The following is an 18,061-nucleotide window of genomic DNA, read 5'->3' as shown; positions in this document are numbered from 1 at the left end:
AGGGACTAGGGGCTAGGGGGCAGGGGCTGGTGAAAACCGGTGTCTCGCCTTTCGCTAGCCCCCAGTCCCTAGCCCCTAGTCCCGCTTTTCCTTTGTAGATTTTCGGTGCTTTCCAGTATACTGCTCTGCAGCCCGCTAATGAGGGGCGTACCGAGGTTACGTTGAGCATTCCCTACATCATCTATTCCAGCTTCGCCTTCATACTGGGGGGCGTGGTCGGCTCCTTCCTGAACGTTTGCATCTGCCGCATGCCCCATGGGGAATCGGTGGTCTCCCCCCCTTCGCACTGCCCCAAGTGCGATTACCGCATCCGCTGGTACGACAACATCCCGGTCCTGAGCTACCTCGTCTTGAGGGGGAAATGCCGCGGCTGCGGCGCTCCAATCTCAATTCAGTACCCGCTGGTGGAGCTTTTGAACGCCTTCCTCACTCTGGCGCTCTTCATCAGGCTCTTCCCGGTGAGGCTCATCGAAGAGGCCCCTTTTGAGGTGGTCTTGAGACAAGGGACGGTCTTCGGCATCCTGTTCGTCTTCTGCAGCGCCCTGGTTGTGGTCACCTTCATCGACCTGGAGCACCAGATCATCCCGGATGCCATCACGCTCCCCGGCATCGTCGTCGGCTTTGCCGCCTCGTTCTTCATCCCGCAGCTGGGGTGGCTCGACTCGCTGATCGGCATCGTCGCCGGCGGCGGCAGCCTGCTCCTGATCGCCTACGTCTACCAGGCGGTCGCCAAGAAGGACGGCATGGGGGGAGGAGACATAAAGCTTTTGGCCATGATGGGGGCGTTTCTCGGCTGGAAAGCTGTCATCTTCATCATCTTCACGGGTTCGCTGATCGGCTCGGTGATCGGGGTGAGCGTGATGCTGGCCAGAAAGGAGAACTCCAGCCTGGCCATCCCGTTCGGCCCCTTCCTGGCAAGCGGTGCCGTCCTCTACATCTTCTACGGCGGCAGGATCATCCGCTGGTACCTGAGCATGGGTAGCTAAAGCGCCCCGCATGAAACCTACCCGATTCAGCCTCACCTTCTATACCCTTTCCGCCCTGAGCATCATGCTGGTGCTCACCTGGGCCATGCTTTCCGTAATATCCTTCAACACCGCCGAAAAAGACCTGCTGGACCAGAAGGGGGAAGAGGGGAGGCTGCTGCTTTCCAGCATCGTTCTTTTGCTGCCGCGCCCACTGGGGGCGCCCGAGGCCGGGTCGGCGGCGGCCAAATACCTTGAGCACCTCAAGGCGGATCGCACCTTCCGCGGTTTCCTCCTGGTCGATTCTTCCGGGCGCGACCTCTACGCCCTCTCTGATTCAGCGGGGGGAGATGCTTTCCTTCTCGGCACTTTGCGCAGCGGGCGCGGAACCTTTCAGGTATCGCCGGACGGCCTGTTTGGGCGCTGTTACCTTCCGGTCATGGAGCAGGGGAGGGCGATCGGCGCGGCGCGGCTCACCCTGTCGCTGCTTCCCGAGCGGGAGAGGCTCAAAGGGTCCCGCACCCTTTTCCTTTCCTACTTCGTTCTCGATTTCCTGCTGCTCCTGGTGGTCGGCTCCTATCTTCTATCCACAAGCGTGGTAGTGCCGATAAGGAGGCTGTTGGCGGCGACCCGCAGGATCGCTTCGGGCGATTTGAGCGGCACCGTGGACATCCCCGGCAGCAAGGAGGTGGCGGAGCTGGGTGACGCCTTCAACACCATGGTGGTGGCGCTCAGGGAGAAGAGGGAGGAGGTCGAGGCCAACGTCGCCTCGCTAAACCGGGCCAACCGCGAAATCATGGAGGCGCGCAACGAGGCGATACGTTCCGAGAAGATGGCGTCCGTGGGGCTTCTGGCCGCCGGGATGGCGCACGAGATCGGGACTCCGCTTGCGGCCATCATGGGGTACAGCGGCATTCTAGCCGAGGAGCTTGCCGGCGACCCCGAGAAGTCCGATTACCTGCGCAGGATCACCGAAGAATCGAAGCGGATCGACAGGATCGTCAGGGGGCTTCTGGACTACGCCCGGCCCAAGGGAGCCCAGCGGGAAGAGATCGAGGTGCTGCCTCTTTTGGAGAAGGTGGTGGAGCTTCTGGGAGCCCAGGGGGCGCTGAAGCTCCTGGATGTGACGGTTGAAGTGGAGCCTACCTTGCCGCGGCTGCACGCCGACCCATACCAGTTGGAGCAGCTGCTCATCAACCTGATCATGAACGCGAAGGATGCGATGCCGAAGGGTGGGAAACTGCAGCTCAAGGGGTTGCGTGCAGGTGGGGGTGTCGCCATCGAGGTGGCGGACACCGGCGCAGGGATGCCGCCCGAGCATCTGTCGCTGGTGTTCGAACCCTTCTTCACCACCAAGGAACCGGGCAAGGGGACAGGGCTGGGACTTGCCATCGCCGCCAGGATAGCGGAGTCGTGCGGCGGGACGCTCACGGTGCAAAGCGATCTGGGGGAGGGGAGCCGGTTCAGGCTGACGCTGCCGGCGGAAGGCAGGGGCTAGGGACTAGGGGCTAGGGGCTAGGTCAGGCAGGTCAGGCAGGTCAGGCAGGTCAGGCAGGTCAGGCAGGTCAGGCCTTAGGAGCAAGTGTGACCGAGAAGAAGAAAATACTGGTGGTGGACGACGAGGAAAACCTGCGCCACATGCTCCAGGTCATGCTGAAAAAGCAGGGTTACCTGGTGGAGCAGGCTGTGGACGGCCAGCAGGCCCTGGAGAAGGCGCAACAGGGAAGCTACGACTTCATCATCTGCGACATCCGTATGCCGGTCCTGGACGGCAGGGCCTTCCTGGCCGCCTGCGGAGACGCGGGCATCAGCACCACGGTGATCATGATGTCCGCCTACGGCACGCTCGACGACGCCATCGGCTGCATGAAGCTCGGCGCCTACGACTACATCTCCAAGCCGTTCAACAGCGATGAAATCTCGCTGGTACTGAAAAAGGCGGAAGAGCGCGAACGGCTGAAGGACGAGAACCGCAGACTGCGCGAGGAAGTGGTGCGCCGCCTCCCCTTGGGCGACATCATCAGCAGAAACGAGCGCATGGCCGAAATCGGGCGACTGGTGCTGAAGCTCTCGGAACACAAGACGTCCGTCCTCATCCTGGGGGAGTCCGGGACCGGGAAAGAGCTGGTCGCCAGGGCCCTGCACTACGGCGGAGCGCGCAGGGGCGCCCCGTTCGTGGCGGTAAACTGCGGCGCGATACCCGAATCCCTGCTGGAGAGCGAGCTCTTCGGGCACGTCAAGGGGGCCTTCACCGATGCAAGCCACGATAAGATTGGCCTATTCGAGGAGGCCGACGGCGGCACCCTTTTTCTCGACGAAATCTCCGAGCTCTCCCTGCCGTTGCAGGTTAAGCTCTTGCGCGTGCTGCAGGAGGAGGAAATCCGCCGCGTCGGTGCGGCAACGTCGCAGCGCGTGAACGTGCGCGTGGTCTCGGCCACCTCGCGCGACCTGGCGCAGGAGGTTGTGGCAGGGAGGTTCCGCGAGGACCTCTACTTCAGGCTCAACGTCTTCCCCATCTCGCTTCCCGCACTGCGGGACAGGATCGAGGACGTCCCGCTCCTGGTGGACCACTTCCTGGAAAAACACGGCGAGAGGATGGGGATTACCGGCGTGCGCCCAAGCCCGGAGACGCTGCAGGCCCTGGTGCGCTACCGCTGGCCGGGAAACGTGAGGGAGCTGGAGAACTGCATCGAGCGCGGCCTGGTGCTTTGCGAAGCCGGGGTCCTCGGGCTTTCGTGCCTTCCGGAGAGCGTGCGCCGCGGGGTAGGGATCGAGAGACGCGCTACCGACCTCCCTGAATCGCTTTCGATAAAGAAGGGGGCCGAGTCGCTGGAACGCGCGCTCATCGTGCGCGCCCTGGAACAGACTGCCGGAAACAGGACTCGCGCCGCGAAGCTACTGGAGATAAGCCACCGGGCACTTTTGTACAAGCTGAAGGAGTACGATCTGGGGTGACCGGCAACGCGTCTCCCTGATGGCGCTCAGGCTGAAGTAACCGGACTTTTTGCATACCTCTTGCTTTTGCTATGAAAAAAATGCATAGTTTCCGCCGGGGGCACCCGTGGGACAGTTCGCAACTCCTGAGAATTGCAGCTCATAGCTCCCCCTGTCACCCTGTCCAGCCTGCGGCATGATAGTTGCTGCATTCCCAACGCCTAGAACCGTTAAGCGAGGTCAGATACATGTCTTGGTTGAAAAATCTCAAATATCTCATCGCCGCAGCATCCGCTCTCGTGCCCCTGGCACTTTTCGTCCCTGCCTTCGCCATGTCTGGAGGCTGCGGCGGCGAGTGCGCCTCGTGTCACTCGATCACGGTACAGGAGGCGGGCACGCTCCTGAAGGGGATCGGAGTGGTCAAGGAAGTGAAGCCCGCGCCGGTGCGGGGGCTGTACGAGGTGACCTTCGAGCAGCAGGGTAACACCGGCGTAGCCTATCTCGATTACGGCAAGAAGTACATCATCGCCGGCCAGGCGTTCGACATCGCATCCAGGCAGCCGGTGGGGGCCAACGCGCCGGCCGCAAAGCAGCAGGAGAGGCTAGATCCCGCGACCCTTTCCACAACTGATGCGCTGGTGATGGGAAACCCCGACGGGAAGAAGAAGCTCTTCGTTTTCACCGATCCCGAGTGCCCCTACTGCGCGAAGATGCACGGCGAGCTGAAGAAACTGGTCGAGTCGGAGCCGGACCTTGCCATCTACGTCAAGCTCTTCCCGCTCAAGATGCATCCCAAGGCCTACGACAAGGCACGGGTGATCGTGGCTAAAAAGTCGCTGGAACTGCTTGAGAATTCCTTTGCCGGCAAGGCGCTTCCTGCTGCCACGGAGGCGACGCCCAAGAAGCCGGTGGACGATACCATCCGTTTCGCCGCCGCAGCCGGGATCAACGCTACCCCGACCCTGGTACTGCCCGACGGGCGCATCTTCCCCGGGTACAAGGACGCGGCCGCGATGCGCCAGTTGCTGCAGTAGTCACAGCAAACCCAGGTACACGTCCATCGCGCGGCCAACCTGGATGAAGTTTTAAAACGAATCACAACGCAACAGATGGGGTGATGACCATGAATAGGGCAGGAATTATCTTGATAGCCGCTTTGGTATTGACCATGTTAGGGGGGGCACCTTCTTTCGCCCAGTCCGAGCGGGAGGATGTGGGAAGGGTTATTTCCATGAACGGGTCCCATCTGGTCCTGCAGTTGGCGGACGGTGACAGGCTTCGCCTCAACGTAGACGGCGCCACCAAGATCTTCCTGGAGGATACCCGCGTCCGGGTCAAACGGCTCCTGCCCGATACGAAAGTCAGGGTCAGCCATAAAGACGGTCATGCAGCTGCGATCTTCGTAAAGGCGGTGCCCAAATGAAACGCTTACTGGTTGTCCTTTTCACCCTCGTCACCCTCGCCTGGTCGGCAGGTGTTGCCCAGGCAGATCCCACAATCGTCGACACCAGCCCTGACAACGGCGCCGTCAACGTCGATCCTATAACCCTCAACGAGATCTGGGTCGAGTTCAACGACTTCACCATGGATAAGAACAGCTTCACCGGAAGCAACGCCGGGAGGGTCTCCGTAGACAACGGGGCTACCTACACCGTGAGCAAGGTGGACGGCGACTGGCCCTGGAACTCCGGTGACTTCATCAAGATCACGCTCACCAAGGACCTCAATTACAGCACCACCTACACCGTCAGCATCGACTCCCGAGTCAAGAATAGGGACGGCGATCAGATGGGGACCAAGTACGTTTTCAGCTTCACCACCAAGGCGAAGCCAAGCACGGACACCACGCCGCCGGTTATTGAGTCGACCTCGCCGGTAAGCAGCGCCGTCGACGTTCCGGTGACCGCGGCGATAACGGCGACCTTCAGCGAGGTGATGGACACCGCCACCATCAACAGCACCAACTTCAAGATCAACAACGGGGCGGTTGCCGGGACAGTAACCCTTGACGCCAGCGGCAAGGTAGCCACCTTTACCCCAAGCTCCAACCTGGGCTCGTTCACCACCTACACGGCCACGGTCACGACCGGCGTGCGCGACGCGGCGGGCAACGCCCTAGCCAGCGACTACTCCTGGAACTTCCGCACCATGGCGGTCGACAACGTCCGTCCCACGGTTACCGCCGTCAGCCCCATCGCCGGCGCCACAGGCGTCGACCCCGCGGCCGTGGTAACGGCCACCTTCAGCGAGGCGATGAGCGACACCACCATCACCAGTGCCAACGTGACGGTCAGCGGCGGGGTGACAGGCACGGTGAGTTACGATCCCGGGACCTGGACCCTCTCGTTCGCGCCGTCGGTGCCCCTTGCCAACGGGACGAACTACACCGTGACCATCTCCACCGGAGTCACCGACCTCGCCGGCAATGCAATGGCCTCTGCTAAGAGCTGGACCTTCACCACCAGGGCAGCCGCCACGCCGCCGCCGCTAAACGACTATTGCCAGATCCCCCCATACGTCACCAGCACGAACAACATGGTGAAGCCAAACGTGCTGCTCGTAGTCGACAACTCGGGGAGCATGTACGAGTTCGCCTATAAAAATCCGAACACCGGCAACAGCTCGTACGACACCAGCTACAACCCCGCGAAGAGCTACTACGGTTACTTCGACGAGAAGAAGATGTACCTGTACTCGGGAGGGGCATTCGTTCCCGACACCTCTGCCTCGACGGTCACCGACACCACGCAGTTTTTATCAGGCAACTTCCTGAACTGGCTCACTATGCGGCGCGTGGACGTGGTCCGAAAGGTACTGGTCGGCGGTAAGATGACCCCGCGCGTTGGCACCGGCCGCTACCTGTATCCTGCCGCGGATCCCGACCGCGACTTCTACAAGAGCTACAACAACGTGAAGTACACTATCCAGTCGGGCGCCTCCACCGAAGTGATCAAGGACACCACCCATAACGTGACCTACAACCTGAAGATCGCCATCGGGGACGAGGGTAGCAACCAGGATGAAGGGCTGGTGCCTAAATACTCCAACCTGATCAGCTTCGGGATCATGTTCTACAACGACGGCTACAAGTACGAAAACTCGATCAACAACGTACGCGACGGCGGCTACGTCGCCGCCGATCTCGGCACGACCGGCAGCGACCTGGTCACCAAGATCGAGAGCACCGATCCCACCACCTGGACCCCGCTGGGCGAGACCCTCTACGAGGCGACCAGGTACTTCCAGGCCGGGGCCAGCGCCTACAACGGCGGGACCTACTCCGGCAAGGATCCCATAACCTACGCCTGCCAGAAGAACTTCGTCCTGATCCTCACCGACGGGGAGTCGACCAAGGACCAGAACATCCCGGGGGGGTCGACCAACTTCTCAGGGAAAGTGACCGACAGCAGCTTCAACGTGAAGACCTGGATGGACAGCATCGCAACCCAGGAGGGGTATGCCAGCCAGTACAACTCCAGTGCCAACACCGACGAAGGGACCTACTACCTCGAAGGGGTTGCTTACTGGTCGCACCTGACGGACATGCGCTCGGCAACCCTCGGCAAGAGCGATATCCCCGGGAAGCAGAACCTCACCATCTATACGGTCTTCGCCTTCGACGACTCTGCCGTTGGCCGGGACCTTCTGAAGAAGACGGCCAAGTACGGCGGCTTCAACGACTACGATTCGACCGGGAAGCCGGACAAGGTCGCCAAGTGGGACCAGGACGGCAACGGGATCCCTGATACCTTCTACGAGGCCTCCGACGGTGGACTTCTCGCCGCGTCGCTGCAGAAGGCGTTCAACGACATCCTTGCGCGCGTCTCCTCGGGTACTGCCGCCTCCATCCTCAGCAACAGCGAGGGGAGCGGGGCCAACATCCTGCAGGCCGTGTTCCACCCCAGGAAGTACTTCGACGACCAGACCTCCGCCGACTGGATCGGCGAGATGCACAACATGTGGTACTACGTCGACCCCTTCATCAAGAACTCCTCCATCCGCGAGGACAGCGACTACGTGCCGGCGAGCCCGGCCCCAGCTCACTTCCTGAACCTCGGCACGGACAAGGTGATCAACTTCTACTTCAACACCGACCAGGCGAAGACGCTGGTCAAGCGCTACTCCGACGCCAGGGGGGACGGCAAGCCTGATCTGGACACCAACGCTGATGGCGTTGCCGATTCCTACACCCCTGTGGACGAGATCGACGCCGACAGCGTCAAGAGCATCTGGAAGGCCGGCAAGCAGCTCTGGAGCCGCTCCTCTTCGAGGACAATCTACACCCAGCTCGACGGGAGCCTCACCAGCTTCACCGGCCTGGATACCACGGACACGAACATCCAGCGACTGCTGCAGGCGGCGAACAAGACCGAGGCGGACAAGATAGTCTCCTACATCTCGGGCACCGACCAAAGCGGCTTCCGCAGCCGGACCGTCAACATTGGCGGCGTCACCGGCACCTGGCGCCTGGGGGACATCGTCTCCTCGACCCCGAGGCTGCAGTCGTCGGTGAAGCAAAACGTCTACAACATGCTTCCGCCGAGAGGGTACGGCGACAAGTCTTACGGGGACGACTACACGAGGAAGGGGTACATCTACACCTCCTCCTACACCAGCCGCGGCATGGTGTACGTGGGGGCGAACGACGGGATGCTGCATGCCTTCAAGCTGGGGCTTCTGGACGTCAGCGCTTCCGGCGACCGCAAAGCGAAGCTTTCCGGCGAGGGGCTGGGCGAGGAGCAGTGGTCCTTCATCCCGAAGAACGCGCTCCCTTACCTCAGGTACAACGCGGACCCCGCTTACAACCACATTTACTACGTCGACGGCAACACCACGATCAACGACGTCACCATGGGGAGACCGGCAGGCTGCACCAGCAACTACTGGGACTGCACCAGGGACGTAGAGAACGGGACCAACTGGCGCACCGTCCTCATCTCCAGCATGGGGCTTGGAGGCGCGTCGAAGATCGCGGGAAGCGGGTGCAAAGGGACCACCTGCGTGGAAACCCCGATCACGGACCCGGCTAACGGCAGCCTTGGGGTCGGCTACTCCTCTTACTTCGCCCTCGACATAACCAATCCCAACAGCCCTTCGCTTTTGTGGGAGTTCGGCAAGCCGGGCCTCGGCTTCTCCACCAACGGTGCTGCGCTGGTGAAGATCAGCGCCAGGAAAGCTGACGGGGTGACCCCGGATCTGACCAAGAACGGCAAGTGGTTTGCCGTCCTTGCTTCCGGACCGACCGGACCGATCGACACCGCGCTGCACCGGTTCAAGGCGACTAGCGACCAGAAGCTGACCATCTACGTGCTTAACCTGGCCGACGGGACCGTAGCCGCCACCATCGATACGCTAACCGACGGGACGCAGCTCACTAACGCCTTTGCCGGGACCATCAACAACTCCGTGGTCGACACCGACCGGTGGAACAGGAACGCACCCGGTCACTACCAGGACGACGCGCTCTACATGGGCTACAGCCAGCTCTCCGGCACCTCCTGGACCGGCGGGGTGCTGCGCCTGATGACCGGAGAGAACCCCGACCCCACTACCTGGAAGCTCAGCAAGGTGATCGACGGCATCGGGCCCGTGACCACCAACGTGACCAGGCTGCAGGACCGCGTGAACCATAACCTCTGGCTCTACTTCGGCTCGGGGAGGTACTACTACAGCCAGGACGACAACGACGCCACCAGGCTGGTCGCAGCCCTCAAGGAGCCTTGCTACGACGCCACCAAGGACGGGCTCACCCCGACCTGCACCACCAAGAAGAGCCTGTCCAACATGACCAACCAGTCCACCTCCTTCAGCACGGTGACCAACGACGGGTGGTACATCAACCTCGCGCCGGTCGACACCACGCACCAGTTCGGCGCGGAGAGGATGATCGCCGACCCGACCGCGATAGGGAACGGGGTGGTTTACTACACCACCTTCGCTCCTACCACCGACCCCTGCAGCTTTGGAGGGAAGTCGTACATGTACGCCTTGCAGTACAACTCGGGCGACGTTCCCAAATGCAGCCAGATAGGGGATGCCATAGCACTGGTGCAGCTCTCCACTGGCGCCTTCCAGGAGATACACCTGAAGGATGCCATCGGCTGCCGCGACAAAAACGGCACGTTCGTCCCGCCGCTCACCCCGCAGGACCCGCAGGTGAACCCGGCGGGGTACACACCACCGCCGGGAAAAAGCTACTCCATGGTAGGAAAGCCACCGGGTGACCCCTCACCGATCGTGACCAACGCGAACCTGAAGCCGGTGAAACGGATCTTGCACATCCTGGAGCACTGACGCTCTAAAGGAAAAGGACCATCTCGATGGCCGAACCGTCAAAAAGACGCCGAGAAACAGGGTTCTCCCTGGTGGAGCTGATCGTCATCATGGGGATTCTCACCGTTCTCCTCTCCCTCGCCACCTTGGAGTTCAAGAAGTACTCCGTCAAGTCGGCGATAGAGGGACAGACCCGGGTGATGATGTCGGATTTGACCAAGATCCGCAGCGAGGCGCTGTTCGAGAAGCGCAAGCGCGCGGTGAAGTTCACCTCCTCCACCTTTTCGGTCTACTCCTCGGAGGTCTCCACCGTGAGCCCCGTACAGACCAAGTCGCTCAGTTATCCGCTGGCGCTGACTAATGTTCCTGACCCTCTGGTGTTCACCGGCAGGGGGGTGTTGGAAGGGGTCGACGACGGTGCTGTCGTTTGCGTAGGACCGGCAGGAAACGAAGCCACCATCGACGCCATCGTCTTCAACACAACGCGGGTGCAAATAGGAAAAAGAAATGGAACCAATTGCCAGACAAGCGACATCGAAACTAAATAAGGACGGCTTCACGCTGATCGAGGTGATGGTCTCCATCGTCATCGTACTGGTCGGCCTGCTGGGACTGGTGCAGGCGATGGGGGTGGCCACCTCCTACAACCTCAAAAACCTGTTGAGGGACGAGGCTGTATTGATCGGAGAGGAACAGATGGCGGATCTTTTCCGCCGCCCGGAGTCAGCCCAGATCACCTCCGATTCCAAGTCGGTCACCAGCCGGATACGGGGTGGAGGCAGCACCTACAACGTCACCAGGAGGGCGACGAAGGTGCTGAATACGTCCAGTTACCAATTGACGGTCAACGTCGGTTGGACTCATAAGCAGGTTCCTTACCAGTACGAAGTACAGGCGATGCGGACCTATAACGCGGACGGGAACTGACATGGCAAACAGCAAGGGCTTCACACTGGTTGAATTAATCGTCGCCATGGGGATATTCGTGGTCATCATGGCCATGGCCGGATATGGATTCGAACGGGTGATCGCTACGACCGGGCAGCAGTCGAGGTCCGCGCAGAGTAACTTCGAAGGGGTTGTGGGGCTTGAGATGCTCAGGTACGACATCGAGCATGCAGGCTACGGCGTTGCCTGGACCTTCCAGAACTACTCTTCGGAGATAAAGTTCCGCAATCTCGGCGGGACCACCGACCATGAACTGATAGCGGATGCTAACGCGCCGCTGGACGGCTTCGATTCCACAACCCTTAATGCCACGCGGGCGAAAAACATCCAGCCTTTTGCCGCCGGGACCGCCACAAAGGAGGTCAACCATACGGCTGTTACCAACGCCGCCGGAGGCCCGGATTATCTGGTCATACGCTCCACCGTCTCTTCCCTCGATGACTCGGCTAGAAAATGGAGCTACGTGAACTACTCCGCCGACAGTTCATCGAACCTGAGCTACATGAAGCATTGGGACAACGGTGATAACCTGAGCTCCAACGATCGGATCATCACCGTCCTCTCCACCTTCACCACCGACGGGAAGGAAAAAAAGATACTGCTCCAAGATGGCGCAGACAACTTCGAGCTGAACTTGACCGGAACTGGCGCGATGCCTGCCGGGGACGCCTTCAAGCCCGCCTCGCCTGCCGACATCGTAGTTGCCTACGGGATCAGGTCGGCGGCCGCCTCTGCCTTGCGTATGCCGTACAACAGGACCGACTACTACGTCACCCGACCCGACAGCGGGATGCCAACCAACTGCAACCCAGGCACCGGAATCCTTTACAAGGATATGGTGAGCCATGCCACCGGAGGTTTCGAGACCCCCTATCCGCTCATGGATTGCATAGGTGACATGCAGGTCGACTTCGAATACGACCCCAATGATGACGGGATCGTAACTCATCTTCCTCCTGCCCTTCTGACAGCGAAAACTGCAGAGGAAATGCGCCTGCACCTCAAAAACATCCGCATCTACATCCTCACGCACGAGGGGAAGATGGACAAAAGCTACCGGTATCCCGGCGACAGCATACATGTCGGGGACCCGAACAAGGCTTCATCGGGGCGTACCCTTACCTCCAGCGAAATGAGCACCCTTTTTAGCAGCAATTGGAGAAACTACCGGTGGAAAATATACACAATGGTGATACGCCCCAAGAATCTGGCCCAGTAGCGCTCGGAGAAGGAGAAGTGGGGATGAAGATCCTGAAAAACGAAAAGGGGGTGGCGCTGGTTACCTCGCTTATGCTGACGCTCATCTCCTTGGGGATGGTGATGGCACTGCTGCAGCTCGTGCTGATGCAGACGAAGATCTCCGGAGCCCACAAGCGGTACAAAAACTCGCTGGAGGCGGCGCACGGCGGGGTGCAACTGATAGCCAAGGAGATCATCCCTATGCTGTTCAGTGACACTCCCGATCCCAAGGCGACGCTAACCTCGCAGTTCGCTGCCATCGAACTCGACACTTCTTCCAACGAATGCCTGAAGCAAAAGCTCACTTCGCCTACGGGAAACTGGACCGCCTGCGGCGCCGGCAGCACGAGCTTGGACCCGAAAACGGGGTGGGACATGACCTTCAAGCTCCCGGGGACCACGGGCACCGGCTACCAGGTTTATGCGAAGATCGTGGACAGCAAGCCCGGCAACTCCGACATGTCCGGCGTGCTCAATTTGGACAGCGGAGCTGGAGTTACCGGCAGCAGTCCCGCCGTCGACCCCATGCACCAACCAGCCATCTACCGCATCGAGACCGAGGGGGAGAGCACCACCAACTCCAAGGAAAAGGCTGAACTCACCGTCTTCTATTCTTACTGAGGCGACGACGGCTCCCGGCTGAGCCGCCTTCTTCCCATGGTTTTCCATCCTCACAAGACCCTCTTTCACGAGAGGGTCTTTCTTTTTTCGGCCTAAACCTGCTTCCTCCGCCGGTTCCCGAAATATCCACCTCTCCTTTTTTTTCTCGGCCTTGATGCTAATATTGGAAAGTTCAAATTTTGACTGTGCCCGCGCAGGCGGTGTGCAGTTTAGTGGCGGAGGGATTGCGATGCGTTCGCGCGGCTTCTCACTGATTGAGCTGCTCATGATAATTGGCATCCTCTCCATCCTCTACGCCATCGGGACGCTCAGCTTTAACGCCTACCAGAAACGCTACCGGGCCGAGGCCCAGACAAGGTTTCTCTTCTCCGAGATTCAGAAGGCACGCGTCGACGCCATCTGCCAGAGAAGAGGGACCAGGGTCAAGGTTTACCGCGACCGCTTCGAGCTGTACTCCACTCACCTGGACGACACCAGCGGCGTCCAGCCGATGCAGAGCTATCCGCTACGTTTTCCGGTAGTTTGGGTTCCGAAAAATAAGTATCCATATGTAATTGAGTTTGAGCCGTGGGGCGTCCTCAACGCTGACGAAAGCTCAGAAGGCACAATCTGCCTTGAGGACTGTTCCGGCACGGGTGGGGTGGACAGCATCAAGATATCCTCCACAAGGATCAGTATCAAAAAAGGGGACGGCGATGACTGCAAAAGCGACATCACAGTCAATTAGCCCTGGCTTCACCTTGATAGAGATGCTGATGGCGATGCTGGTGCTCACTGTCGGGCTCCTTGGGTTATTGCAGTCGCTGCAGTTGGGGTATAGGCAAAGCGTGCGCGACCGGATGCGGGAGGACGCGGTCCAAATCGCTGAGGAGCAAATGCACGACTTGCGCAGGTCCAAGTACGAGGAAATCACCAACAAAAAGGAGGAGGTAAACAAAACGCTCGGTGGAGTTAAGGTTCGCTTCGTGATCGACAAGGTGGTAGAAGGCATCGGTCCGGCGGGGGGCTCTGCGAAGAAGCTCAGGGTGACTGTGTCGTGGACGGTCAATGGGGAGCGCTTCAGCCATGAGATTTTCACTCTGAGAACCAGGAGGTCCGATGAGTAAGAGGAGCAACAACGCCGCGCGAGGTTACACAATTGTCGAGTTGATGGTGGTGATGCTGATCTTTTCAGTCGTAATGACTCTGATCAGCGTGTCCTTTTCCAGGATGGTCCGCGGCTCAGCGCAGTTGATTAAGAGTGCCGAAACTGATATCGGAGGGCTCATTGGACTGGAAGTCATGCGCCGCGACATAGAATTGGGGGGGCTCGGACTTTTCTGGAACATACCCTCCGACGCCAAAGGCAGCACGTCCTACTTCAGCTACACCGAGGCTCCTGACCACTTAAAGTTCGTTTATAACTGCTTGGACGGGTGTCCACAAGCGAAACCTTCGCTATTTAACGATAGTACTTACGACGATGACCGCTACATACCTAGGGCGTACCGGGTCGGCAACAACGTCGCTTACAACGGTTCCGATTATCTGGTGCTCAAGGCGACGGCTCTGGGGACGAACAAGGTTTCCCGGGCGTGGGGCTACCTGAACTACACCACCACGGTAGTGATTCCTCCACGGGATGCGGAGAGTCAACCCTTTCAGGATAAGGACCGCGTCATCGCACTCAAAAGCGGAATGGCTGGCGGGAGAGGCGTTCGGGAGCTGGTGTTTAAGCAGCCGGGAGAAGCAGGTTTCTCCGTTTCCTATGTCAAACCGTTTCCTGCAGATTTTTCCCCAAAGGATCCTGGCGACAACTTCTTGGTCTACGGGGTAGACAAGCCCGAAAAAGACGACACGTTGCCGCTCCGATTCCCGTTCAATAGGGCCGACTACTATATCAGCCGTCCCGATGAGATGTCTCCGAACTGCGCATCGGGGACCGGCGTTCTCTACAAGGCGGTAATCACACACGGAAACCCAGACCCTCCACATTTGCCGCGGGAGACAGTTCCGATTCTCGACTGTGTAGCTGACATGCAGGTGGTGCTTCCCGTAGACACCAACGGGGATGGCGAAATAGATTATCACCTCGACCTCGAAGAACTGGACGCGCTGAAAACACGAGATCAGCTGAAGGAGATCCGGGTCTACATTCTCGCGCAGCAGGGACGAAGGGACGACAGCTATAGTTACCCCGTCGCGGATTCTGAGCGGGCTGTCATCGTTGGCGACCGGGACCTGATGGAGAACCCGGATGACGCCTACGGGAGCATCTGGAGCTCGAGCAAAATGGCCGCCACCTTCGGCCGCAACTGGCGCAACTACCGCTGGAGGCTCTACACCATCGTGGTGCAGCCCAAAAACCTGTAGCAGGGGAGGGGAGCATGGCAATCCTTCGCTCTGAGGGAGGGGCGGCGCTGATAACGGCACTGATGCTTACCATGCTGACGCTGGTGATCGCGCTGACGCTGCTCACCATCATCACGGCCGAGACCCGTGTTTCGGGCAGCCAAAAGCGCTACCGCAGTTCCCTCGCGGCGGCGCAGGGGGGGGTGGAACTCCTGACGGCGGAGATCGTGCCCAGGCTGTTCCAGTCGTGGTCCTTAGACGATCTGAAGGACGACTACTCGTCGATCGAGCTGCAACTGCAGGCCACCGACTGCCTGAAGCAAAAGCTGGAAGAACCTGCTGACCGCTGGAACAAGTGCAGCACGGCCCAGGCTTCCACCGACCCCGCGCAGGCCCCGGACGTTTCTTTCCGCCTGGCCGGGGAGGCGCCGGCAAAAGGGTTCGTGGTCACCTCCAAGATAATCGATACAACGCCAGGCAACTCCGACTCCAGCGGCAACGATCTGCTCGACCCGGGAGGCTCGGTCACCAGTAATGACCAGATCGTCCGTCCGCGACACGTACCCGCCATGTACAACCTTTCCGTGCAGGGGGTCCGGGAAGAGGTTGGATCCCGCGAAAAGGCCCGACTGTCAGTACTTTACGCCTACTGATCACCGTTTTGCCCCTAGCCTTCACATGACCGCCCTCCCCATCCAGGGGGCGTTTCTGTTTTGCAACCCGAATTTCACTGCACTGATCACGAACCGCTTTATGCAGTCGCCGCATCCGAGGCAGCGATAACTCTCAGAGATGTTGCTGTACCTCTTTGCAATATAATTACATATAACTTGAATTAATTTCTTGACTTTTCTTTCTTTTAGTGTAGATCTTTAGCAAAATTTGTTATGTCTGTCTTAACCGGTGCCTACCATGATCATGAATAGCGTCAAAAAACTGCGGGAAGAGCGACTGATGAGCAAGGCGGAGTTGGCGCGCCTTGCGGGTGTGTCGCCTATCACCATCGACCGGATCGAGCGGGGAGAGGATTGCAGGATGGAAACCAAGCGCAAGATCCTGCTTGCCCTTGGCTTTTCACTCTCCGACAAGAACAAGGTATTTCAGGATTAGCGGGAATAGGACCACGCGATGCTTTTCTCAAAGAAGAAGGACATAGTAGGGGTCGACATCGGATCCAGCGCAGTGAAGCTCGTGCAGCTGCGCCCGGGGAAGGGTGGCTACCAGCTGGTTAAGATCGGGATTGCGCCGCTTCCGGCCGAGGCCATCGTCGACAACACTCTCATGGACAGCTCCTCCATCGTGGAGGCGGTGAAACAGCTTCTCTCCGGCCTTGGGGTCAAGGCGAAGGAAGCGGCCTGCTCCATCTCCGGCAACTCGGTGATCATCAGGAAAATCTCGCTCCCGGTGATGCCGGTCGAAGAGTTGGAGGACCAGATCCACTGGGAGGCCGAGCAGTACATCCCCTTCGACATCAACGACGTCAACGTCGATTTCCAGATACTTTCGCCCGACGAGCAGGACCCCTCGAAGATGAACGTCCTTTTGGTCGCCAGCAAGAAGGACATCATAAACGACTACCTCTCCGTGTTTGCCGAGGCGGGGCTGAAGCTGGTGGTAGTGGACGTCGACTCCTTCGCGGTCCAAAACGCCTTCGAGGCGAACTACCCGGCGGACCCGGACCAGGTGGTCGCCCTGGTCAACATCGGCGCCAGCATCTTCAACCTGAACGTCATACGCGACGGGGTTTCGCTCTTTACCCGCGACGTGCAGATGGGGGGAAACCTCTATACCGAGGAGATCCAGAAGCAGTTCGGCATCAGCAGCGATCAGGCGGAGCAGATGAAGCTTTCGGCCGCAGGCGGGGGAGACCCGAGGCTTGCCGATACGCTGCAACGAGTGAACGAGACCATTGCCCTGGAGATGCGCCGCTCCCTGGACTTCTACAATTCCACCGCGGGCGAGGGACGGATCACCAAGGTGTACCTCTCCGGTGGCGCCGCCAAGACGGCGTTCCTCATGGAAGCGGTGCAGCAGCGGCTGGCTTTGCCGGTGGAAATGCTAAACCCGCTCTTGAAGGTGGCGGTGAACGAGAAGGATTTCGACCGCAAGCACCTTGACGAGATTTCGCCGCTGATGACGGTGGCGGTAGGGCTTGCGACGAGGAGGGTCGGGGACAAATGATCAAGATAAACCTCCTCCCCTTGCGGGCATCCAAGAAGAAGGAAACGATCCGGCAGCAGGTTTCGATACTGGTGCTCTCCGTGGTGGGCGTCCTGGTGGTAGCCCTCAGCTTCTACGGCGTCCTGCGCGGCAGGATCTCCGCAACCACGGCCGAGATCGCCAACTCCCAATCCGAACTCGCCTCGCTCAAGGCGAAAATCGGCACCATCGACAACATCAAGAAACTGCAGGTGGAAGTTAAGAAAAAGCTCGACGTCCTGAACCAGTTGCGCCGCGCCAAGAGCGGTCCCGCTACGAGGCTCGCGGCCCTGTCCGAATCGCTTCCACCGAAGTTGTGGCTCACCAGATACTCCGAGAACGGCAACAACGTGACTATCGGAGGCGTCGCGATGAGCGAGGAGCTGATCGCGATCTTCATGAAGAGCCTGCAGGCTTCAGGTGCCTTCAGCAACGTCGAGCTGGTGGTTTCCGAGCAGAACGAGACGGCCGGCGTCAAGGCGAAACGCTTCGAACTGCAGGTCCAGATCGCGCAACAAAAGCCGTAACTAAACCAACTCTGAAGCAGAGGC

17 protein-coding genes are annotated in these 18,061 nt (G+C 59.6%); all 17 read left to right on the top strand.

The features are described from left to right. Nucleotides 1-161 precede the first annotated feature (161 nt). The 17 genes from GEOBRER4_RS13220 (at nt 162) to GEOBRER4_RS13140 (ending at nt 18,037) form a co-directional block, all read left to right on the top strand. Complete coding sequence (locus tag GEOBRER4_RS13220) at nt 162-986, top strand: prepilin peptidase (protein ID WP_085812161.1); 825 nt, start codon at nt 162-164, stop codon at nt 984-986. 10 nt (nt 987-996) lie between these two features. Next, nucleotides 997-2,463 carry a sensor histidine kinase gene (locus GEOBRER4_RS13215; RefSeq protein ID WP_185242696.1) on the top strand — a complete coding sequence of 489 codons (1,467 nt, stop codon included), beginning with the start codon at nt 997-999 and terminating at the stop codon, nt 2,461-2,463. Nucleotides 2,464-2,549: 86 nt separating this feature from the next. Then, complete coding sequence (locus GEOBRER4_RS13210) at nt 2,550-3,920, top strand: sigma-54-dependent transcriptional regulator (RefSeq protein ID WP_185242695.1); 1,371 nt, start codon at nt 2,550-2,552, stop codon at nt 3,918-3,920. A gap of 227 nt (nt 3,921-4,147) precedes the next feature. Then, on the top strand, nt 4,148-4,933 hold the full coding sequence (locus GEOBRER4_RS13205; protein WP_185242694.1) for a DsbC family protein: 786 nt from the start codon (nt 4,148-4,150) through the stop codon (nt 4,931-4,933). Between the two features lie 197 nt (nt 4,934-5,130). Next, nucleotides 5,131-5,322: a hypothetical protein gene (locus GEOBRER4_RS13200; protein ID WP_185242693.1), complete on the top strand. Its 192-nt coding sequence runs from the start codon at nt 5,131-5,133 to the stop codon at nt 5,320-5,322. Further along, complete coding sequence (locus tag GEOBRER4_RS13195) at nt 5,319-10,193, top strand: Ig-like domain-containing protein (RefSeq protein ID WP_185242692.1); 4,875 nt, start codon at nt 5,319-5,321, stop codon at nt 10,191-10,193. Before GEOBRER4_RS13200 ends, GEOBRER4_RS13195 begins: the two co-directional genes overlap by 4 nt. Before the next feature lie 26 nt (nt 10,194-10,219). Continuing rightward, entirely contained in the window at nt 10,220-10,720 is a 501-nt protein-coding gene (locus tag GEOBRER4_RS13190; protein WP_085815088.1) for a pilus assembly FimT family protein, read from the top strand. Beyond that, entirely contained in the window at nt 10,680-11,099 is a 420-nt protein-coding gene (locus GEOBRER4_RS13185; protein ID WP_185242691.1) for a type IV pilus modification PilV family protein, read from the top strand. The genes GEOBRER4_RS13190 and GEOBRER4_RS13185 overlap by 41 nt, the downstream gene beginning before the upstream one ends. Before the next feature lies 1 nt (nt 11,100). Next, the gene (locus GEOBRER4_RS13180) at nt 11,101-12,339 is read left to right on the top strand and encodes a prepilin-type N-terminal cleavage/methylation domain-containing protein (protein WP_185242690.1); all 1,239 of its coding nucleotides are present in this window, start codon (nt 11,101-11,103) and stop codon (nt 12,337-12,339) included. 23 nt (nt 12,340-12,362) lie between these two features. After that, nucleotides 12,363-12,980 (top strand): pilus assembly PilX N-terminal domain-containing protein, encoded by a 618-nt coding sequence (locus GEOBRER4_RS13175; RefSeq protein ID WP_185242689.1) that lies wholly within the window; start codon nt 12,363-12,365, stop codon nt 12,978-12,980. A gap of 229 nt (nt 12,981-13,209) precedes the next feature. Continuing rightward, nucleotides 13,210-13,707 (top strand): pilus assembly FimT family protein, encoded by a 498-nt coding sequence (locus tag GEOBRER4_RS13170; RefSeq protein WP_185242688.1) that lies wholly within the window; start codon nt 13,210-13,212, stop codon nt 13,705-13,707. Continuing rightward, nucleotides 13,676-14,086 carry a prepilin-type N-terminal cleavage/methylation domain-containing protein gene (locus GEOBRER4_RS13165; protein ID WP_185242687.1) on the top strand — a complete coding sequence of 137 codons (411 nt, stop codon included), beginning with the start codon at nt 13,676-13,678 and terminating at the stop codon, nt 14,084-14,086. Before GEOBRER4_RS13170 ends, GEOBRER4_RS13165 begins: the two co-directional genes overlap by 32 nt. Then, nucleotides 14,079-15,332 (top strand): prepilin-type N-terminal cleavage/methylation domain-containing protein, encoded by a 1,254-nt coding sequence (locus GEOBRER4_RS13160; RefSeq protein ID WP_185242686.1) that lies wholly within the window; start codon nt 14,079-14,081, stop codon nt 15,330-15,332. Before GEOBRER4_RS13165 ends, GEOBRER4_RS13160 begins: the two co-directional genes overlap by 8 nt. A gap of 14 nt (nt 15,333-15,346) precedes the next feature. Beyond that, complete coding sequence (locus GEOBRER4_RS13155; RefSeq protein ID WP_185242685.1) at nt 15,347-15,964, top strand: pilus assembly PilX N-terminal domain-containing protein; 618 nt, start codon at nt 15,347-15,349, stop codon at nt 15,962-15,964. A gap of 259 nt (nt 15,965-16,223) precedes the next feature. Next, nucleotides 16,224-16,421, top strand: coding sequence for a helix-turn-helix transcriptional regulator (locus GEOBRER4_RS13150; RefSeq protein ID WP_041248407.1), 198 nt, complete (start codon nt 16,224-16,226; stop codon nt 16,419-16,421). Between the two features lie 18 nt (nt 16,422-16,439). Further along, nucleotides 16,440-17,492, top strand: a complete 1,053-nt coding sequence (pilM, locus tag GEOBRER4_RS13145) for a type IV pilus biogenesis protein PilM (RefSeq protein ID WP_185242684.1) — start codon at nt 16,440-16,442, stop codon at nt 17,490-17,492. Beyond that, entirely contained in the window at nt 17,489-18,037 is a 549-nt protein-coding gene (locus GEOBRER4_RS13140) for a PilN domain-containing protein (protein WP_185242683.1), read from the top strand. The genes pilM and GEOBRER4_RS13140 overlap by 4 nt, the downstream gene beginning before the upstream one ends. Nucleotides 18,038-18,061: the final 24 nt, after the last annotated feature.

Origin of the sequence: Citrifermentans bremense, assembly GCF_014218275.1 — a bacterium.
Classification (GTDB): Bacteria; Desulfobacterota; Desulfuromonadia; order Geobacterales; family Geobacteraceae; genus Geomonas; species Geomonas pelophila.
The sequence above is the reverse complement of the archived record's forward strand: the minus strand, read 5'-3'. Positions and strand labels throughout refer to the sequence as shown.